This is a genomic window from Pseudochryseolinea flava, from assembly GCF_003286915.1.
Taxonomy (GTDB): Bacteria; Bacteroidota; Bacteroidia; order Cytophagales; family Cyclobacteriaceae; genus Ohtaekwangia; species Ohtaekwangia flava.
This window is the reverse complement of sequence record NZ_QMFY01000001.1, coordinates 199,018-218,670: the sequence shown is the minus strand read 5'-3', so window position 1 is coordinate 218,670 and position 19,653 is coordinate 199,018. Positions and strand designations below refer to the sequence as shown.

The window sequence follows — 19,653 nt, the reverse complement described above, 5'->3', positions numbered from 1 at the left end:
TTTTGTTCTGCTTCCGGTATTTTTGCCCGACTCAATAACCCTTTAATCTAAACCCATCTTATGAAGAGAATTCTACTGTTAATTTTCTTTGTGATCACGGCTTCCAGCGCGGCGTGGGCACAAGGTATTACAACATCAGCCATCAATGGTGTTGTAAAAGATCAGAATGGAGGTGCCTTGCCAGGTGCATCGGTAGTGGCCGTTCACAAACCAACAGGAACGCAATATGGTGTCGTTACAAACGAAGTCGGGAAATTTTATTTTCCCAACGTGCGTGTTGGCGGTCCATATAGTGTGAAAGTTACGTTCGTTGGTTATACCGATTACGAAGAACCAGAGTTTACCCTGGCGCTTGGGGAAAATAGAAATCTTTCGATCACGGTATCAGAAGCAAGCAATACACTTACCGAGATCGTCGTGACGGCAAATCCGAATGATGTGATCAACTCAGGTCGTACGGGAGCAGCAACTAATATTAGTTCAGCTACTATTGAAAGAAATCCATCGATCTCTAGGTCGCTAAGCGATTTCACCAGACTTACGCCACAAGCCGCATCAGGCCTTGGTAATGGAGGTACTTCTATTGCAGGAAAAAATAGTCGTTACAATAATGTGACAATCGATGGGGCTGTGAACAATGACGCTTTCGGTCTCAATTCAAGTGGTCAACCAGGAAGTAATGCAGGTACGGAAATCGTGAGTCTCGACGCGATCAAAGAAGTTTCGATCGTTGTATCTCCTTATGATGTAACCCAAGGATCATTTTCGGGGGGCGGTATCAATGCCGTAACACGGAGCGGTACAAATGAGTTTGAAGGATCTGTTTACCATTTTTTTAGAAATGAGAAGACTTCAGGAAAAACGTTGGGTGAAACCAGGCAGCGTCAAAACGAGTTTTTCAATAGGCAAACAGGTGCCCGCATCGGTGGTCCCATCATTAAGAACAAACTTTTCTTTTTTGGAAGTTTCGAGCAGCAGAAAGCAGAAACACCATTTGCGGTAAACCTGGTGAAACAAGCAGAGCTCACAGAACTTCAAAAGAATGGTTTGCCAGCAAACGTATCGCTCATTTCGGAAGAAGAAGCAGAACGCGTTCGGAAGCATCTCATCGATAATTACAGTTACGATCCAGGTACGTATGGAAAATTTACACCAGCGTCAGAAAATAACAAGATATTCGCTCGTTTAGATTGGAACATCAGCGACAAACATCAGCTTACTTTGCGACACAATTACGTAAAGGCAGAGCAAGATGATTTGGCGCGATCACAGGTTGTGTTAGAATTTTCGGGCCATGGATTTGTTATTGATTATGAAAACAACTCGACAATTCTCGAGCTAAACAGCAGATTCTCGCCGACAACTTCAAATCGTTTTATCGCAGGATGGACAACAGTAGATGACAATCGCGACGTGTCATCACAAAATAAGAACGGATTATTTCCACACCTTGATATTAACTTAGGGAGCAATAGAATTATTCGCGCTGGTGGTCAGCGTAGCTCACAAGGAAATTTAAAGAGCCAAGATATTCTCCAAATTACCGACAACTTTACTTGGTTTAAGAACAAGCATACCATTACCATTGGAACACACAACGAGTATTATAAAATTTTCAACTCGTTCGTAAATCGCTACAACGGTCATTACGAATATGCCACCTTGAATGATTTTGAGAACGACTTACTTGGAAGCACTACATCTACGGGGCGTTTTCGCTTGTCTTATTCTCTCGATTACTTTAATGACCGCTTCAAGGCTGTTACACTACGTTTTCTTCAAACAGGATTCTATGCACAGGATGAATTCGATGCAGGCAAAGGCCTTCGTCTAACAGCAGGATTACGTGTTGATATTCCGGTGTTCATTGATAAACCAAATGCTAATCAAGGACTCATGGATGAATACGGCCTAGATACACGTGATGTACCATCAGGTCAACTCCTGTGGTCGCCAAGATTTGGCTTTAACTATGACGTTAATGAATCAGGTAAGCACCAAATTCGTGGTGGTGTAGGAATTTTTACTGGCCGTATTCCTTTTGTGTGGGTCGCAAACCAATACACGAATTCTGGTGCTACGCTCGCAACATTGGATATTCGTGCTAATCGCAACAATGGCGCTATGCCACTTTATGCGGATGGCAATCGCATACTCGAATACTATTGGGCTGATCAACTCGGCGTTGATGTGAATGACCCCGCCGTGCGCACGAAAATTGAAAGTGAATTGAAAAATATTCCGACATCCGAAGTGAACTTGATGGATCGTAATTTCCGTCTCCCACAAGTGTTCCGTGCAAACGTCGCCTATGATGTTAAACTTCCATTGGGAATTACAGCAACACTCGAGGCGATATATTCGAAAACAATCAATGAAATAAATTACGAGAACGTCAACCTTACTTATCCAACCGAAAAAGTTGTGGGCGATGGAAGGCCACGTCATACAGCTGCGTTGGCGAACTCTAAATTCCAGAACTTGTTGTTGATCAACAACACCAATAAAGGATATCAATACAGTTTGACGGGATCACTTCAGAAGTCTTGGGATAAAGGTCTTTTTGCCTCTATCGCGTACAATTATGGACAGTCTCGTGATGTGAATAGCGGTACCAATACAACAGCGTTATCAGGATGGGAATTTAATCCAACACCAGGTTACAGCAACGATCAATTCTTGAGTTATTCTGTTTGGGACTTAAGACATCGCGTGGTGGGTAATATTTCCTATCGCAAAGAGTTCCTGGGCTTTATGGCCGCTACGGTATCGGTGTTTTACAATGGGCAATCTGGTGAACCTTTTTCGTATACGATCAATGGTGATTTGAACGGTGATGGCGCATTTGGCAATGATTTGGTTTACATCCCGCGTCACAAGAACGAAATTCTTCTAGCACCAATGTCTGCATCGGATCTTCGCACTCCGGATGAGATATGGTCACAGCTTAACGCCTTCATTGCGAACGATGATTATCTAAACAGCCACCGTGGACAAATTGCGGCACGTAATGCGGCCAGAACACCTTGGGAAAGCAAATTTGACTTGCGATTTATGATGGAGTTCTTTGCGAAGTTTGGAAAGTATAAGCACACACTTCAACTCACTGCAGATATTGAGAATGTTGGTAATCTTATAGACCAGGATTATGGCCGCGATTATTTTGTATTGAACAATAGCTACAATTTGCTAGCACTTCAAGGTTATGAAGGGCCAGGAAACACTGGACGTCCGGTGTATAGCTTCGATAATTCTAAGACAGAAGCATATCAAGTGTCGAATGTAGGATCTATTTGGAGAATGCAGTTTGGCTTGCGATATATATTTTAATCAACGCTCAACGTATAAAGCAATAACATGAAAAATTTCATATACATTATTTCAATTTTTTCGCTTGCGTTCGTAATGGTAGGCTGCGGCGAACCAGATTATCCAGAGCCAACACCGTCAGTAACAACGCTGTCATCGAAGCTCACGATCATCGATGTGCATCCAACGGACAAACGATTTAAAATCAGAGTTGATAATCGTTTTACTGCAAAAGATACGGTCCGTTTTGTGAAAGCTCCTGATGGTAAGTTGTACAATACAATTACGCTCGCAGTGCCAGCAGGTCCAAACAGAAATATTGCCGTTACTGAATATACGGGCGATGCATATATCGTGACAGATCGTTATGCCGCTACAGCAGCAACGAATAACACATCATTCATTGTTCTTAATGGTGACAAAACTGTAGTCACACGCGTTGCTGACGATTTAGTATTGCCTGATCCTGGTATGGCGAAATTGAGATTTTTCCATTTTGCGAATGGTGTTGCAGATTTGAAAATCGTTAATACAGCTGATGGAACGACTACATTTTCAATACGAAAATTTAATGATGCAAAAGCAGACTTTGCAAGGTTTACCACAATACCCGCTGGCACATATAATTTCGAAGCACGAAACGCAAATGATGAGGTGATCTTTGTTGTCAACAATTTGAAACTTGATTCAAAAGGCATCTATACGCTTTATGCGAAAGGAATTATTGATGGAACTGTTGATCTCGCTGTTTCGTATGGCGTGTTCAAACACTAATAATAATTTTGGTTGATAAAAAGAGGCTTCCCTTCCGAAGCCTCTTTTTTTATTTTTAGCCCTGGCATGAAATTTTTTTTGAGAATATTTTTTCCACCGCAACGTCTCGAAATCTTAGCAGACGGCGTTTAATCGCCCCTAACAAATTGTAGTAAGCGATTTGCGATGCCGTGTGCCCTTGGCATCTTTTTGTTTCAACATAGAAATAAATAATTTTGGGGTTGCTATGGTTGCTTTATCGCGCAATTTATCTCTAGTCGCTGTCTTGCTACTGTTTGGTTTTTCTTGCAATCCCTCGCAGAATAAAACCTTCGTCTCCAATCCACGAGTAGAATTGGACCTTGATGCAATTCAGAAACGCGGCTTCATCAATGTGCTTGTTGATAATAATTCTATTAGTTATTTCATCTACAAAGGACAACCGATGGGCTATGAGTACGAATTACTCACTTTGCTTGCTGATGAGCTCGACGTTGAACTTCGCATAAAGGTTACTTCAGGTGTAGAGCACGCGATCGATCAACTTAATCGTGGTGAGGGCGACTTACTCGCTTTCCCTTTAACAGTAACAAAAAATAGAACAGACTTTGTCTCTTTCACGAAGCCACACTACAACTCATTTCAAGTTCTTGTACAACGCAAACCTGATGGCTGGCGAAAAATGAATGAAGATCAAATCAATGAAGGCTTGATTCGAAACCCTGTCGACTTGGTTGGAAAAAAAGTGAGTGTGATTACTGGAACGAGCTACGAACAACGTCTTCGAAATCTTTCTGAGGAAATTGGTGGTGACATCGACATTGAGCTCGATACTCTTAACGCAGAGAGTGAGTCGCTTATTCGTCGTGTGGCCATGGGTGATATTGAGTACACGGTTTCTGATCATACCATCGCGCGTGTAAATGCTTCATACTATCCGAACATTGATGTGAGTACAGTGCTCAGTGTTGCACAACAAATAGCATGGGCAGTACGCAAAAATTCGCCGCTGTTACTAAAGGCAACCAACACGTGGTTAACAAGAGTGAAGAAGCAGCCAACGTTCATGGTAATTTATAATCGCTACTTTAAAAGCCCCCGCACATCGGTGATGCGCATGAATAGTGATTACTCTTCATTGGGTGGAAATAAACTTTCTCCTTATGATGATCTCATTCGTGACGGCGCGGCACAGCTCAATTGGGATTGGCGATTACTTGCATCGGTGGTGTATCAAGAATCTAAATTTGTTCCCGACGATGAATCATGGGCAGGTGCAAAAGGATTGATGCAGTTGATGCCCGAAACAGCGCGTCAGTATGGCGTGAAGGATATTCACGATCCTGTTCAAAATATTAAAGCCGGTGTAAAGTATCTTAAGTATTTGGATAAATTCTGGTCGAAATCTGTTGCTGATCCCAATGAGCGCTTGAAGTTTATTCTTGCTTCGTACAACGTTGGCTTGTCACATATTATCGACGCAAAGAAGCTCGCCGCGAAGTATGGAAAGGATTCGACGCGTTGGAATGGTAATGTAGAGTACTACTTATTGAAGAAATCCGATCCACAATACTACCGTGATCCTCTGGCGAAGACAGGTTATTGCAAATGTGAGGAACCTGTGAATTATGTGCGTCATGTGTTGAGCCGGTACGATGAGTACAAAGTTCACATCAGAGATTCAGTTGATCAACTATCTGTTGAAACGGTAGTGACTGCCAGGTAGTGGTAATGTTCGGATCACGCATTACTTCATCCATGATTTTCTTTTGCTTCTGACCAATCGCGTATGCATCTGCGTAGGCAATATTTTCATTAAAAGTCACCATGGAATACAACGGAATCCATTGTGTCGGGAACAAGGTGTGCAGATGTGATTCTATCTTTTTTCGTAGTAGAAATTCAGGATCTCCAACCAGATCACGCATCTCGACGAAATTATCCAACGCCAGCTTGGCGATTGCATCGGCGTTTGGTTTGCGCTGTGTTTGAAATTTTGCAGCAGCGGCGGACCAATCATCGTGCGTTTCATTTAACAGTTTATTGAGAATGCGGCAATCTTCAAAGCCAGCATTCATACCTTGACCATAGAATGGTACGATCGCATGTGCAGCATCGCCAATGAGCAACGTATTGTTTTTGCACCACGGATAACATTGCATGGTTACGAGCGAGGATGTCGGGTTCTCTTGGAAATCTTTCAACAGATCGGGCATCAGCTTGACAGCATCGGGGAATTGATCTTGAAAGAATTTTTCTACGTTGGATAAGTCTTTCAGTGCGTCAAAAGATTTTTTTCCTTCAAACGGAAAGAAGAGTGTGCACGTAAAACTACCATCCGGGTTAGGCAATGCGATCATCATAAAGCTTTCGCGAGGCCATATATGGAGCGCATTTTTTTCGAGCTGAAAACTTCCGTAATGACCAGCCGGTATTGTTAACTCTTTGTATCCATGATCGATGTAGTCTTGACTAAAATCAAAACGATCGGTGAATTGCATTGCACCCCTTACTGCTGAGAAGGCACCATCGGCACCGACAATTTGATGAAACTGCTTCTGCGTGATGTGGTGATCTTCGTCTTGAAATGTTAGCGTAGTCTTATCGAGATCGACATGTGTGCAGCGATGGTTGAATGTATATTGGGCGCCGAGATTTTCAGCTTCATTAATCAGCATCACGTTCAAGCTGGCACGAGAAATTGAATTGATAAATTGACCTTCTTTCCCGTATGGAAGAAAGCTCAGTTCACCTTTTATATTGTGCATCATCCGCCCGTGCATCGGAATCGCTTCTTGCCGAATTTTCGCAGCGAGTCCCACTTCTTCGAGTGACTTCAATCCACGTGTACTGAGCGCAAGATTAATTGATCTCCCTGCATAGAGATCAGTTTTACGAGGATCATGACGGCGCTCGAATACATTTACCACATAGCCACGCTTCACGAGATAGATGGCCAACAACGAACCCACAAGACCTCCCCCAACAATAGCGATTCGTTTCTTCATAATGTGAACGGGTTAATGAATGAGGTGGTTAAATGTGATTTTTATTGTTTATACTTTCCGCCCATCAACTTTCAACTTTCAACTTTAAGCTTTAAGCTTTCTGCTTTAAGCTTTCAAGCTTTTCCTCAATGTTTCTGCAAATGCGTAAACTTCAACAAACGTATTATAAAGCGGCACAGGCGCCACGCGTATTACGTTGGGCTCTCGCCAATCGACAATGATGCCTGCTTTTGTTAATGCATTAAAAACTTTCTTCCCATTTTGTTTCATGAAAATTGACAGTTGGCATCCTCGAGCTTTATGGTCAGCTGGCGTGAGAATGTGAAACTGTTTATGATCAGGATCAATGTCGTGCAGAAGAAATTCCAAATACGACGTTAGTAGAACGCTTTTCTTTCGGAGTGCTGTCATATTGGTTTGTTGAAAAACATCCAGCGAGGCAAGTAGTGCTGCACTTTGTAAAATAGGAACATTCGATACTTGCCATCCATCCACGCCTTCTATCGGGTGAAATCCTTTCTGCATTTGAAAACGTTCGTTTTCGTTGTGTCCCCACCATCCGGCAAAACGTTGACGGTTGCTTTTTGCGTGGCGCTCGTGGACAAATGCACCCGCAATCGCGCCTGGACCAGCATTAAGATATTTGTAGCTACACCAAACAGCAAAGTCGACATCATCTTGATGAAGTGATAAAGGCACATTTCCAATGGCATGAGCGAGATCAAATCCGGCGATTGCACCAACATCATGCGCTGCTTTCGTGATGGTTTTCAGATCGAAGAATTGGCCTGTATAATATTGCACACCACCGAGTATAACAAGTGCGACACTATCACCGTGCTCACATATGGTAGCGAGGATGTCTTCTGTGCGAAGTGTGACCTCATGCTCGCGCGGATGCAATTCAATAAGCGCATCATCAGGATGGAATCCATGAAAACGTATCTGTGTTTCGAATGCATATTGGTCTGAAGAAAAAGCCCCAGCTTCAGAAATGATTTTGTACCGTGACGCAATTGGTCTGTAAAACGAAACCATCATTAAATGCAGGTTAACTGTCAGCTGATTCATCGCGACGACTTCAGTCGGTTTCGCACCCACGAGTTTAGCCAAGACCTTCTTCGAAAATTTATGGTAGTAGAGCCAGGGTCTTCGTGCATGTAGATGACCTTCGCCGCCAAGATTCTTCCAGTCTTCAAGCTCCTCTGTTATGAATCTTTTCGTTCCTTTCGGTTGCAATCCCAATGAATTGCCGATCATATAGATTGCAGTCTTACCGTTTACTTTTGGTAGTAAAAATTGTGAACGGAATTTTTGAAGTGGATCTTGTTGATCTAAGGACTTTGCAAAACGTAGTGCGTTCTCAAATTTCATCAATCAAATAGGCTAAGTTGTTTAAGCAGTGAGCCTTCGTGGTGAAGCAACCATTCTTTGTTATCCATCCCACCGCCGTAGCCAACAAGATCGCCATTTTTTCCAATCACGCGATGGCAGGGAACAATTATTGCAATAGGATTTTGACCATTCGCTACCCCTACCGCACGAATAGATTTAATATCGCCAATGCGAAGCGCGATATCCTCATAGGAAGTTGTCGTACCAAATGGTATTGTCGTTAGTTCATTCCATACACGTTTCTGAAAATCGGTGCCGTTAAGTTGGATCTCCACCGTAAAGAATTTTCTCCCTTTATAAAAGTATTCATCGAGCTCTTCAATACACTGTGTTATAACGGGTGTTACAATCGGTTGTCGTCGAATATCTTTTAAAAAGTTAACGGTGGTAATGGCGTCGTCTTGCGATTCGATCAGCAACGTTCCAACCGGCGATTCATAATAACCAATGCCTTGGTGATGCATGCTCATAATCTAAATGAAGCGAGGGTCAGCTTCCATCACCGTGCCGCACTGCTTGCAGGTCCGAAATTCCTTGGAGCCATAAAATTCGCGGAACCTTGGCAAGAAGTCTTTTTCAATATTATCAAGGTGGAACCGGTATTCATGAAGTTTGTGATTACAGTTTTCACAATACCAAATTAATCCATCTTCAACATCTTGTTCTGGGCGTTTTGTTTCAATCACCAAACCAACCGTGTTTGCTGGTCGCTCTGGACGATGAGGCACGCGCGCCGGGAGTAAGAACATTTCACCTTCGCGAATCGGAATATCAACAGGTTTGCCGTCTTCTTGTATCCTTACATTGATGTCACCTTCTAGCTGGAAGAACAGTTCTTCTGTCTCATTGAAGTGAAAATCCTTTCGCGCATTTGGCCCGCCAACGATCATGACAATATAATCTCCAGCATCGGCATAGAGATTCTTATTGCCAACGGGAGGTTTCAGCAGATCGCGATTATCCTGGATCCACTGCTTAAGATTGAAAGGTCTTCTTACAGGCATGGCTTTAATTTGTTAAGTGAACAGCGTACCATCACGCTATTGATTGATCCAATAATTCATTAAAATTACTAAAGAATTTATTGGATCGGAATATGAATCTTGATTTGAATGGTAAGCGCGCCGTCGTTTGTGGAAGCACACAAGGTATTGGAAAAGCTTCCGCAATAGAATTGGCGCTGCTCGGTGCGCACGTTACGCTCGTTGCGCGTAATGAAGAAAAATTGAAAGCTGCCGTAAAAGAGCTGCAAGTATATTCAGGACAAAAGCATGATTATTTCGTGGCTGACTTTAGCGAGCCCGAACAACTTAAGAAGGTGTCGGCTGCTTATGCGGCGAAATGGCCAGTGAATATTTTGGTGAATAATACCGGAGGTCCTCCTGGCGGCTTAGCCATCGATGCACATCCTGAGGATTTTATCAAAGCGTTTGCGAGTCATTTATTATGCAATCAAATTTTAGCGCAAACCTTTACACCTGGAATGAAGAACGAACGCTACGGGCGGATCATTAATATTATTTCTACTTCAGTGAAAATTCCTATTCGCGGCCTCGGCGTTTCGAACACAATACGCGGCGCGGTTGCAAATTGGTCGAAGACGCTGTCGGTAGAACTCGCGCCCTATGGCATTACCGTAAATAATGTATTGCCTGGAGCTACGATGACATCGCGCTTAGAAGCCATTATCAGAAACAAAGCTGAGCAATCAGGAAAGTCATACGATGAAGTGAAGGAAGAAATGGTTCGTGAAATACCTGCGGGGAGAATTTCGGATGCCTATGAAGTTGCTGCAGCGGTAGCATTTCTTGCGACGCCGGCAGCGGGATATATCAACGGCATAAATGTTCCTGTCGATGGCGGAAGAACCGGAACTTTGTAGCGTGCTAGTCAAAATGTAAAAACAATTCCTTTGATTAAAATTCAAAACTATATCGCGGGCGCTCTTCATCCCCCTGTATCGGAAAAGTATTTTGATAACATTAATCCCGCTACCGGAGAAGTGTATGCTCAGATTCCAGATTCGGAGGCGCAAGATGTAGATCGTGCTGTTACTGCTGCAAAGAAGGCGTTCGTGTCGTGGTCTACTATGCCCGTGGAAAAACGAAGTTTAATCCTGAACAAAATTGCAGACCTCATCGATCGCGATCATCAAAAGCTCGCACTTGCGGAAAGTATTGACAACGGTAAGCCCGTGAAGCTGGCGAAGGTTGTTGATATTCCACGCGCCTCTGCAAACATGCGATTCTTCGCCACAGCATCTATTCATTTTGCAAGCGAAGCGCACATTACCGATGAAGATGCTATCAACTATACAACGCGCACACCGGTGGGTGTTGCAGGTTGCATTTCACCGTGGAATCTTCCACTGTATTTGTTTACGTGGAAAATTGCGCCAGCATTGGCGTCTGGATGTACCGTTGTAGCGAAACCTTCTGAGCTCACGCCCATGACAGCGTTTTTGTTTTCTTCGTTGTGCATGGAAGCAGGGTTGCCTGCAGGCGTGCTGAATATAATTCATGGTCTAGGTGCAAAAGCCGGGCAAGCTATTGTTGAGCATCCCGACGTGAATGCAATATCATTTACAGGGGGAACGGTTACAGGAAAGAAAATTGCCGCGACCGCTGCGCCGATGTTCAAGAAGCTTTCATTAGAACTCGGCGGGAAGAATCCGAATATCATCTTCGCGGATTGTGACTTTGAAAACGCCATTGCGGTTTCGTTGCAATCATCTTTTTCTAATCAGGGCGAAATTTGTTTGTGTGGCTCGCGCATTTTTGTGGAGCGGCCGTTATACGAAAAGTTTGTTGATGAATTTGTGAAACGAACAAAAATGCTCACGGTTGGCGATCCGTTGGATGAAATGACAAAGCTTGGTGCACTTGTTTCAGAAGTACACATGAAGAAAGTTCTCTCGTATGTAAATCTTGCGACAACAGAAGGTGGAAAAATTTTGACGGGCGGAAACCAAGTTCACGTTGGAGGGCGATGTGCGGATGGATTTTTTGTAGAGCCCACTGTAATCGTTGGGTTGAAACATGACTGCCGAACAAATCAGGAAGAGATTTTCGGTCCTGTGGTTACCATTATGCCATTTGACACAGAAGATGAAGTGTTACAGTATGCAAACAGTACAACGTATGGGCTATCGGCAACAATTTGGACAGAGAATTTAAAACGCGCGCACCGAATCTCTTCAAAGGTGAAGAGTGGAATCATCTGGGTAAATTGTTGGCTCTTCCGTGACCTGCGTACGCCTTTCGGTGGTATGAAACAATCGGGTGTTGGAAGGGAAGGTGGATGGGACGCTCTGAAATTTTTTACAGACACGAAGAACGTTTGTATTAAGCTTTAGCGACTTTGTAAGATCTTATCGTATTCCGCTAGGAGCCACTTCAGACTTTCCAATGTTTTTAAATTTTGGTCATTTTGTTTGGCCATTTCTTTCAGTACCGGCCAATCGTTTCCGAGATATTTTTCGAGTATATTAAATTCGCGTGCATAGCTTTTCGTTTTTGCTTTTCTGTCATCAATCGAACGCTTTTTAATCGATACATAGCGATCGAAGATGCCATCTTCATCGACGAAGAAAATGTACTCTTGCTGTTCTATTAGCATGTAGGAGTTAGTTATTGTCGGCGCCGTACCAGGACCGTAAGAGGTAGTGTTGTAACGTTGCTGAGCTTCTATAGCGTTGATGTGAGACACTACTGCGAATTTTTTTCCTTCATAATGAACTTCAAAAAACGATACGAGTACTTTGGCGTCAAAATTTCCATTGAACTCCTCTTTATCACGAGGATTAAATTGAAGGCATAAAAAATGTCTGTTCTCTTTCGTTACACTGTCCAGAAGAACCATAGAGATCACATCTTTGGTCCGGAAAGAGTGCATTATTTCTTCACCATCAACGATGGATCGGAAAGAAACAATTTGCTGATTATCGTTGTAACGGATCTTCCCCAAAAGAATATCGCCGTTTAGTAATGTGATTTTACCTTTTTGCCATGGAGCGTTGAGGCCCATATGTACTAGAGGCTCGTTCTTTTGCGCGACCGAGATTGTGACGGTTATTTGCAGTAACGAATTGGTCAGCAGGAGTGCTGCAAGGAGATATTTCATAGAAGTCGTCAAATGGGGACCTCAAAAATACAAATTTTGCTCATCTTTGATAACCTGTTTTTATGAGCTTCTTCGACATCGATCACATCTTTTTTACTGTTTGGGGGTATCCCATGAGCTACCTCGAATTCTTTGGAACCATCGCCGGAGCAGTAGCCGTATGGTTGTCGGCGCGCGCGAACATCTGGAATTGGGCTATCGGTGTCATTAATGTCGTTCTGCTTTTCTTCCTGTTCTATCAAATACAATTGTATCCGGATATGTTTCTTCAGGTGTTTTTCCTGATTACCAACGTGATCGGATGGTGGCGATGGGCACATCCTGCACCGGAGGAAGAAGATCAAAAACACGAACTGAAAATAAGCTACATGAATAAACGCGATCTATTGTTGATCGCCATTGGATCGGCTATCGGCACGGTAGTACTCGGAATGTTTGCCGAAAATCTCAATCGATTATTTCCTGAAATCTTCAAAGAACCTACCGCGTTCCCATACGCCGACTCCTTCGTGATGGTCGTGAGTATTTTTGCCACCTTTCTCATGATTCAAAAGAAAATTGAATCGTGGATCATGTGGATCGCCGTTGATATTGTTGCGACGGTATTATACTTTTCTAAAGATGTCAAATTCCTTGGGCTCGAATACCTCGTGTTCTGTTTCCTCGCATCGTATGGACTGCTCAATTGGATTCGAGAACACAACGACTATAAAAAAGTGCGAGCATGATAAAAAAAATCTGTTTGTACGGCCCGGAGAGCACAGGTAAATCCACACTTGCAATTAATCTTGCGCATCGTTTTGAAACCACTTTCGTTCCTGAAGTAGCCAGAGAAATGCTGATCACGAACGATTTTTCTGAGCAAGATATTATCAACATCGGCGTAGCGCACGCGGAGAGAATCAATGATAAACTTTCTTCAGCGAATGAAATACTGTTTTGTGATACAGATGTGATCACCACACAAATTTACGCGCAATATTATCTTCAGGTCGTTCCTGAAATCCTTTACAAGTTGGAAGCGGAAATGTCGTATGATCATTATTTTCTAATGGACATCGATGTTCCATGGGTAGCCGATGGTCTGCGCGACTTAGGGCATAAACGTGAGGAGATGTTTGCTATCTTTAAATCGGCGTTGGAAAAACGAAACATTGCTTACACCTTGTTGCAGGGTGACTTTCGCGAACGTGAAGACGTAATCGTAAACTGGATCAAACGAAATCTGAACATCCATCCGAAACGGTAGCCATGCAGAAACATCTTATTATCAAAGTCTCAGGAAAAGTGCAAGGCGTGTTCTACCGCGCTTCGACCAAGGAAATTGCAGATCAACTTGCGCTTACAGGATTCGTGAGAAACGAAGATGACGGCAGCGTGTATATCGAAGTCGAGGGTGACGATGCCGTATTGCAGCAGTTTGTTTCGTGGTGTAAACAAGGTCCACGTATGGCCAACGTCAATGCTGTCGATATAATCGAAGCTTCACTAACTGGATTTAAAAATTTCGAAGTGAGAAGATAACGTATGATTGAACAATCTTATCGAATAGACTTGTTTGCAGTCTTTATTTTTCTTGGCATTGTTCAGGCTGTGTTCTTATCTATTTTCTTCTTTTCTCCATCCAATAGAAAAAATCAAGCAAATGTTTTTCATGGCATCATGTTGCTGTCGATGGCGGCGTGCATGCTCGAAATATTTTTGATGTATACTGGCTACATCGTCCATTGTTTTTACCTGGTAGACTTCTCCGAATCTGTTGCGTTGATTATCGGTCCAGCATTCTATCTCATGGCCATGAGTTTAATCCATGGAAAGGTGGATCGTCGACAATGGTTGCATTTTATTGTTCCTATCATTTATTTGATACTGCAACTTCAATTTCTGCTTCGCGGAGAAGATACCAAATACAATGCATGGATCTACTCATATCATCCGGAACTTCCGTATAGAGAAGTGTTTATTACGGACGGCCGATATGGCGTGACGAATCATGCGACGACAGTAATCTTGATCAGCTTAGCGGTATATGCGATACTCGGATTGATTGCCGTGATCAAAGCATTCCGTGCGAGAAGAGAATCGTGGCTTCGACCAAAGCATCCTGTACTGAGAGCCCTTCGATTGGGTGTGTTTGAATGTATCAGTGTGTCTGTACTCGTGTTGATTGTGAAACTCATTAAGTCACACGACACCGGTGATCATCTTTTTGCTGCCTACTCGTCGATTATGGTTTATATTACTAGTTTCGACGTGATGAAACATTCTGGTTTCTTTACGCAGCCAACCCTTACTGAACCCACAAAGAAATATAAAACGGTACTCCAACCCGAGATCAATGACACGACATTAGAGCGTCTGAAACGGCTAATGGAGAATGATAAACCATATAAGGAGCCTTCATTTTCGCTGCCAGATCTTGCGCAACGATTAGGTGTATCGGTTCATGTTCTTTCACAAGTAATCAATGAAAGTTTAGGGAAGAGTTTTTTCGAGATGGCGGCTGAGTACCGTGTGCAAGAAGCGCAACGATTATTAAAAGAACAACCCAATATCAAAGTTGAGGAGATCGCGGAGCAAGTAGGCTACATGTCGAAATCTTCTTTCAACACGGCTTTCAAGAAAATCACAGGGCTCACACCGTCGGAATTTCGTAGCAAGTAGAGAGCAGTCGTCGAGACGATCGAAGGCACCAATTTTTTAGTCATGGTGTGCAAAGAAATTTCTATATGAAAACGCACAACATTGTAAAATTCATGATCGTGGCCATCCTCTTGACTACTTTCAATCCTTCATTTGCAGTCGATACGAAGCCCGTGGTTCCTGCCACGCCGACAGAGACACCAGCCGAACAAGTTGCACGCCTTGAGCATCGCTTGGAAGAGATTAAATCAATGGATCACAAAAGTCTTTCTGCTGCCGAAAAGAGAGCCCTTCGAAAAGAGGTCCGCGCAATTAAAAAAGAAATGGCGCAAATAAGCGGTGGCGTTTACATCAGCGTTGGTGCATTGCTGCTGATTATCCTGCTGATCCTTCTACTTGCCTAAATATTATCGCGATAACGCGCGAACACCGTGCATAAAAAAAAGCGGGACCTAGCCCGCTTTTTTACTGTCATTTTATCTTTCGACTATTTCAATGCAGGAAGATTAAAATCATCCAGTGCACTTGATTGCTTCATAAGCGCTTCAATTTCTTCCGACTTACGGGGAGCGCCTGATGAAAGATGCTCGTAACCAGTCTTCGTGATCAAATAATCATCTTCGATACGAACAGCGATACCCCACCACTTTGGATCACATGGTGAATTCTCGGGAATGTAGATACCAGGTTCGATCGTAATCACCATGTTCTCTTCTAGTAATTTATAAGCACCTCTGTCGTGTACATCCAAACCGATGTGATGGCAGCAACCATGTGGGTAATATTGATTCTTTTCATCTTCAGTTTTGATGATGCCAAGCTCTTTCAGTCCTTTGTTGATCGTTACGCGTGTAGCAACATTAAGATCTTTGAAGCTACCACCAGCCTTACAAACTTTCATTGCTTCTTCTTGTGCCTTGTACACGAGATCATAGATCGCTTTTTGTTCTTTTGTGAATTTGCCTGAGATCGGAATAGTTCTCGTGATGTCTGCAGTATAGCCACGATATTCAGCACCGAGATCCATCAAGATCAAATCTTTTGGCGAAACCATCGGTGTATAGTTGTCGATGTAGTGCAGGATACAACCGTGGTTGCCGGCACCGACAATTGAAGGGTAGCCAAGATCTTCCGCTTGATACTTTTTAAATACGAATTCATGAATACCCTGAATCTCGCGCTCCGACATACCAGGTTTGATCGCTTTCATTACTTCGCGTTGACCAATACAGCTAATGCTCACAGCCTTGCGAAGAAGATCGAGTTCTTCTTTTGTTTTGATACCACGAAGAGCATTCATGATACCTTCAAGGTCGTTCGTGTTGAGATTAGATTTTTTTGGCTCAAGGTTCAATGTCGTCTTATCTTTCGATGGATAACCTGTCTTACCTTTGAATTGAACGATGAGATCATAAAGGTCTGCTGAATCGTATGGCTCATCACGAACATCGTTTTGGAAATCGGTGAAGAGTATCTGATCGAATTTCGAAAAATCTACATTGTATTTTTTGAACTCATCGTTGTTGAACGCATTGGTGAGTCCGAGCTCATCCTTCACGCCGTTGGTGCCAAGACGTTTTCCGTTCCACATCTCGCGCTGCATATCACGTGGCTGTACGAAAATGATATCGTTGTAAGTACTACCGTTAGCGGCAGTTTGGTTGTCTTTGAAGATCAACAACACGGCATTCGGTTCTTTGTAACCAGTGAAATAATAGAAATCAGGATCTTGATGGTAGACATAATCTACGTCATTCGACCGATTGCGAACAGCATTTGCAAAAAATACCGCCACCGAATTTGCAGGTAGTTTCTCACGAAGCTTTGCCCGGCGATCTTTATGAAATTCCTTGGTAAGAAAATCTTGTGGTTTTTCAGCAACCTGTGCGTACGTTACCGAGATAATGGCCGTCAGGAGTAGGGTTAGAAGTCGTTTCATTGTTTAATGAGTTATGCCCTAAAGTCGCAATTTTTTTCCGTGCGTCATCCTCCCGACTTTATTTCCGGCAGTTTTAAATTGGTGAATGGCATTTTTGCTGCCATAGACGTGCTTTTTTATAAGATCGTACGTCCACATTATAAGAAAAGTCGTTGCGAGGCTCTTTCCCGCGCGTCTTTTGGAAGAAAAAAATATGCACATCACCAACGCTTCCGAACGCCGGTACGACTTGGATTGGCTCCGACTAATCGCCATTGCCATCGTCCTTTTTTTCCATACAGGAATGATCTTCAACAAATGGGACTTTCATATTAAGAATGCCGAAACCAGCAGCACTTTCGGCTACTGGATGGCTTGGTCACATGCATGGCGTATGCAACTACTATTGTTCATTTCGGGAGCAGGCACCTATATGGCGCTCGGCAAAAGAACAGTGGCGCAATTTGCAGGGGAACGTTTTCGACGACTCTTTATCCCACTCGTTTTTGGAATCTTCGTCGTCGTACCGCCACAGATCTACTTTGAATTCATCAGCCGCTTCCAAAACTATGGCGACTTCTATAAAACTGTTTTCGAATTCAAACCTTACCCTCAAGGCGGGAGCTTCAGTTGGCACCACCTGTGGTTTATACTTTACTTGTTGATTTATTCATTGATCGCACTCCCGTTGCTTTCCTATTTAAGATCTCCTCGGTCACAGTCATTTCGTGATAAACTTTGGAAAACGATGGGAAGTCCCGCGGGAATGTTGCTCATACCTGCCGCGATCATCGTGATGTCTCAAGTACTTCTGCGACCATTCTTTCCAGAAGAAACGCATGCGTTGGTTAACGATTGGGCCTACTTTGTTTACTACCTCTCATTTTTCATCTTCGGAATGATCTTCTATTCAAATCAAAACTTGTGGTGCTCCATTGAAAAAAATAGAAAGTTCCTTTTGGTCGCGAGTGTAATTGTACTGATCCCTTTCTATCTCATGTTCTTTAATTTCTATAAGACGATTACGTTGCCCTGGAAGCCGGAAACGATCGAGGTAGTCTTCCATGTATCCGCTAACATCGGTAGCTGGTTTTGGGTAGTTACAATCGTTGCATTTGGTCAACGCTATCTCAATCGACCGCATCCTTGGTTGTCGCGAGCCAATGAAGGTGTTTACCCTTTTTATATTTTGCATCAAACAGCAATCATCGCCATCGGATATTATGTATGTCAATGGAGTTGGAGTATAACGGCGAAGTTCTGGACGATAAGTCTCTTAGCTGGCATAAGTTGCATTATGTTTTATGTGACATGCATAAGACCCTTCGCGATCATGAGACTATTCTTTGGACTGAAACCAAATCGCAAAGCCGTTGAGGTAACGCAAACAGCGAGTGCCGTAGCAACAGCGGAATAATGTAATAGCGATGCGTTAAACTAACAACGCATCGCTTTTTCACTACTGAAATTTCTTGAGCGCTGCCTCTAGCGCCACATCTTTTCCTTGCAGTAAATCTTCTTTGGTTGTTCGAATGAATTCGTCGGGCGCAATACCTATGCCTTCAAAACTTTTGCCACGCGCATCGCGGTAATCACCAATAGACACGGTGAACATCCAACCGTTGGGCATCTCTGTGGTTGGATTATCAGAGAATGATCCTGCCGTTGTATCGCCCATGATCTTTACATGCGATAGCTCACGCAAAGCAAGTGTAAATGTTTCTCCAGCGCTTTGGGTGAAACGCGACGTGAGTACGATGGTCGGTTTTAGATACGGTGTTTTTGTTTTAGGAGCAATTGTCCAATGCTCCGGCCGTGTGAAGTCATCATGTGCCGGGCCATTTTTCTTCTTTGTAATCATGTACAACTTTTCTTCCGCCGTAAAATACCCTGCGATAAGTTGGGCGATTGCGTCGTGCCCGCCATAGTCACCGCGAACGTCAATGATCATGCCTCGCGTATCCTTCAGCGCTCCCAATATCGTCGTCATCGATTGTTGAATGTCTTTTCGCGAATCTCCATGCGATGTTATGGTGATGTAGCCAATGTTGTCAGGCAGAATCCCGTAACGTACGCTTCCAGTGGCCTCGTGATAGTTCGTAAGATATTTTTTAACAACGTCTAGATCGTAATCTTCCTGCGCTTTTAAGATAGTGAGTTTACCGTTTACGTATCGGAGAATACCGCCAGGAAAAGCAGGCAGATCTCCATTGGTCGGATAAAGATTTAAATGATTATCATTTAGTAGTGTGATCATCTCTGAAAGTAAAGCGTACAATGCTTCGTCGGTCATGCTATCGTGAACACGCGGCTTGAACTGGTTGTATACATCAACCCAATTCACGTGCTTCACACCGAAAAGTCCGTAGTGTGTATCGAACGTTTTCCAAAAATATTCGAAGTTCTCTGTTGGTGTCGGTTTTGGCGGATGCGCTGCCATCAGCACAGTGCAACAGATCAATATGATCGTAGTGCGTTTAAAATATATTTTGATTGCGTTCATAC

General features: G+C 43.2%; 18 protein-coding genes. 11 read left to right on the top strand and 7 right to left on the bottom strand.

Annotation, left to right across the window (positions count from 1 at the left end):
• The first annotated feature begins 60 nt into the window (after positions 1–60).
• The 3 genes from DQQ10_RS00995 (at position 61) to DQQ10_RS00985 (ending at position 5,788) form a co-directional block, all read left to right on the top strand.
• Complete coding sequence (locus DQQ10_RS00995; RefSeq protein ID WP_112744932.1) at positions 61–3,330, top strand: TonB-dependent receptor; 3,270 nt, start codon at positions 61–63, stop codon at positions 3,328–3,330.
• A gap of 27 nt (positions 3,331–3,357) precedes the next feature.
• On the top strand, positions 3,358–4,083 hold the full coding sequence (locus DQQ10_RS00990; RefSeq protein WP_112744931.1) for a DUF4397 domain-containing protein: 726 nt from the start codon (positions 3,358–3,360) through the stop codon (positions 4,081–4,083).
• Between the two features lie 226 nt (positions 4,084–4,309).
• Positions 4,310–5,788, top strand: a complete 1,479-nt coding sequence (locus tag DQQ10_RS00985) for an MltF family protein (RefSeq protein ID WP_112744930.1) — start codon at positions 4,310–4,312, stop codon at positions 5,786–5,788.
• Here DQQ10_RS00985 and DQQ10_RS00980 read toward each other — a convergent pair.
• The 4 genes from DQQ10_RS00980 to DQQ10_RS00965 form a co-directional block, all read right to left on the bottom strand.
• Positions 5,736–7,070, bottom strand: coding sequence for an FAD-dependent oxidoreductase (locus DQQ10_RS00980; protein ID WP_112744929.1), 1,335 nt, complete (start codon positions 7,068–7,070; stop codon positions 5,736–5,738). The genes DQQ10_RS00985 and DQQ10_RS00980 overlap by 53 nt on opposite strands.
• Before the next feature lie 105 nt (positions 7,071–7,175).
• A complete protein-coding gene (gene kynU, locus DQQ10_RS00975; protein WP_112744928.1) occupies positions 7,176–8,444 on the bottom strand; it encodes a kynureninase in 1,269 nt (422 codons plus the stop codon).
• Positions 8,444–8,935: a methylated-DNA--[protein]-cysteine S-methyltransferase gene (locus tag DQQ10_RS00970; protein WP_245970223.1), complete on the bottom strand. Its 492-nt coding sequence runs from the start codon at positions 8,933–8,935 to the stop codon at positions 8,444–8,446. The genes kynU and DQQ10_RS00970 overlap by 1 nt, the downstream gene beginning before the upstream one ends.
• Before the next feature lie 3 nt (positions 8,936–8,938).
• A complete protein-coding gene (locus tag DQQ10_RS00965) occupies positions 8,939–9,469 on the bottom strand; it encodes a 3-hydroxyanthranilate 3,4-dioxygenase (protein WP_112744927.1) in 531 nt (176 codons plus the stop codon).
• A 92-nt stretch (positions 9,470–9,561) separates the two neighbouring features.
• Between DQQ10_RS00965 and DQQ10_RS00960 the strand changes: the two genes are divergently transcribed.
• A complete protein-coding gene (locus tag DQQ10_RS00960; RefSeq protein ID WP_112744926.1) occupies positions 9,562–10,347 on the top strand; it encodes an SDR family oxidoreductase in 786 nt (261 codons plus the stop codon).
• Between the two features lie 30 nt (positions 10,348–10,377).
• Positions 10,378–11,820 carry an aldehyde dehydrogenase gene (locus tag DQQ10_RS00955; RefSeq protein ID WP_112744925.1) on the top strand — a complete coding sequence of 481 codons (1,443 nt, stop codon included), beginning with the start codon at positions 10,378–10,380 and terminating at the stop codon, positions 11,818–11,820.
• Here DQQ10_RS00955 and DQQ10_RS00950 read toward each other — a convergent pair.
• Positions 11,817–12,587 (bottom strand): hypothetical protein, encoded by a 771-nt coding sequence (locus DQQ10_RS00950; protein WP_112744924.1) that lies wholly within the window; start codon positions 12,585–12,587, stop codon positions 11,817–11,819. The two genes, DQQ10_RS00955 and DQQ10_RS00950, sit on opposite strands and share 4 nt — an antisense overlap.
• A 62-nt stretch (positions 12,588–12,649) precedes the next feature.
• On the opposite strand from DQQ10_RS00950, the gene pnuC reads away from it, so the two are divergent.
• The 5 genes from pnuC to DQQ10_RS00925 all read left to right on the top strand — a co-directional run bounded on the left by pnuC (position 12,650) and on the right by DQQ10_RS00925 (position 15,634).
• A complete protein-coding gene (gene pnuC / locus DQQ10_RS00945) occupies positions 12,650–13,315 on the top strand; it encodes a nicotinamide riboside transporter PnuC (protein WP_221409649.1) in 666 nt (221 codons plus the stop codon).
• A complete protein-coding gene (locus DQQ10_RS00940) occupies positions 13,312–13,836 on the top strand; it encodes an AAA family ATPase (protein ID WP_112744923.1) in 525 nt (174 codons plus the stop codon). Before pnuC ends, DQQ10_RS00940 begins: the two co-directional genes overlap by 4 nt.
• A gap of 2 nt (positions 13,837–13,838) precedes the next feature.
• Entirely contained in the window at positions 13,839–14,111 is a 273-nt protein-coding gene (locus tag DQQ10_RS00935) for an acylphosphatase (protein WP_112744922.1), read from the top strand.
• 3 nt (positions 14,112–14,114) lie between these two features.
• A complete protein-coding gene (locus tag DQQ10_RS00930) occupies positions 14,115–15,251 on the top strand; it encodes an AraC family transcriptional regulator (protein ID WP_112744921.1) in 1,137 nt (378 codons plus the stop codon).
• Between the two features lie 65 nt (positions 15,252–15,316).
• On the top strand, positions 15,317–15,634 hold the full coding sequence (locus tag DQQ10_RS00925) for a hypothetical protein (protein WP_112744920.1): 318 nt from the start codon (positions 15,317–15,319) through the stop codon (positions 15,632–15,634).
• Between the two features lie 83 nt (positions 15,635–15,717).
• On the opposite strand, the gene DQQ10_RS00920 is transcribed toward DQQ10_RS00925, so the two are convergent.
• Positions 15,718–17,169, bottom strand: coding sequence for an aminopeptidase P family protein (locus tag DQQ10_RS00920; protein WP_112744919.1), 1,452 nt, complete (start codon positions 17,167–17,169; stop codon positions 15,718–15,720).
• 193 nt (positions 17,170–17,362) lie between these two features.
• Between DQQ10_RS00920 and DQQ10_RS00915 the strand changes: the two genes are divergently transcribed.
• Positions 17,363–18,565 (top strand): acyltransferase family protein, encoded by a 1,203-nt coding sequence (locus DQQ10_RS00915; RefSeq protein ID WP_112744918.1) that lies wholly within the window; start codon positions 17,363–17,365, stop codon positions 18,563–18,565.
• 42 nt (positions 18,566–18,607) lie between these two features.
• Here DQQ10_RS00915 and DQQ10_RS00910 read toward each other — a convergent pair whose 3' ends face one another.
• The gene (locus DQQ10_RS00910) at positions 18,608–19,651 is read right to left on the bottom strand and encodes a S41 family peptidase (RefSeq protein ID WP_112744917.1); all 1,044 of its coding nucleotides are present in this window, start codon (positions 19,649–19,651) and stop codon (positions 18,608–18,610) included.
• Positions 19,652–19,653: the final 2 nt, after the last annotated feature.

Excerpts from the sequence above, each read along its gene's own strand:
- DQQ10_RS00995 (WP_112744932.1), top strand. The coding sequence starts at position 61 with ATGAAGAGAATTCTACTGTTAATTTTCTTTGTGATCACGGCTTCCAGC.
- DQQ10_RS00990 (WP_112744931.1), top strand. The coding sequence starts at position 3,358 with ATGAAAAATTTCATATACATTATTTCAATTTTTTCGCTTGCGTTCGTA.
- DQQ10_RS00985 (WP_112744930.1), top strand. The coding sequence starts at position 4,310 with ATGGTTGCTTTATCGCGCAATTTATCTCTAGTCGCTGTCTTGCTACTG.
- DQQ10_RS00980 (WP_112744929.1), bottom strand. The coding sequence starts at position 7,070 with ATGAAGAAACGAATCGCTATTGTTGGGGGAGGTCTTGTGGGTTCGTTG.
- kynU (WP_112744928.1), bottom strand. The coding sequence starts at position 8,444 with ATGAAATTTGAGAACGCACTACGTTTTGCAAAGTCCTTAGATCAACAA.
- DQQ10_RS00970 (WP_245970223.1), bottom strand. The coding sequence starts at position 8,935 with ATGAGCATGCATCACCAAGGCATTGGTTATTATGAATCGCCGGTTGGA.
- DQQ10_RS00965 (WP_112744927.1), bottom strand. The coding sequence starts at position 9,469 with ATGCCTGTAAGAAGACCTTTCAATCTTAAGCAGTGGATCCAGGATAAT.
- DQQ10_RS00960 (WP_112744926.1), top strand. The coding sequence starts at position 9,562 with ATGAATCTTGATTTGAATGGTAAGCGCGCCGTCGTTTGTGGAAGCACA.
- DQQ10_RS00950 (WP_112744924.1), bottom strand. The coding sequence starts at position 12,587 with ATGAAATATCTCCTTGCAGCACTCCTGCTGACCAATTCGTTACTGCAA.
- pnuC (WP_221409649.1), top strand. The coding sequence starts at position 12,650 with ATGAGCTTCTTCGACATCGATCACATCTTTTTTACTGTTTGGGGGTAT.
- DQQ10_RS00940 (WP_112744923.1), top strand. The coding sequence starts at position 13,312 with ATGATAAAAAAAATCTGTTTGTACGGCCCGGAGAGCACAGGTAAATCC.
- DQQ10_RS00935 (WP_112744922.1), top strand. The coding sequence starts at position 13,839 with ATGCAGAAACATCTTATTATCAAAGTCTCAGGAAAAGTGCAAGGCGTG.
- DQQ10_RS00930 (WP_112744921.1), top strand. The coding sequence starts at position 14,115 with ATGATTGAACAATCTTATCGAATAGACTTGTTTGCAGTCTTTATTTTT.
- DQQ10_RS00925 (WP_112744920.1), top strand. The coding sequence starts at position 15,317 with ATGAAAACGCACAACATTGTAAAATTCATGATCGTGGCCATCCTCTTG.
- DQQ10_RS00920 (WP_112744919.1), bottom strand. The coding sequence starts at position 17,169 with ATGAAACGACTTCTAACCCTACTCCTGACGGCCATTATCTCGGTAACG.
- DQQ10_RS00915 (WP_112744918.1), top strand. The coding sequence starts at position 17,363 with ATGCACATCACCAACGCTTCCGAACGCCGGTACGACTTGGATTGGCTC.
- DQQ10_RS00910 (WP_112744917.1), bottom strand. The coding sequence starts at position 19,651 with ATGAACGCAATCAAAATATATTTTAAACGCACTACGATCATATTGATC.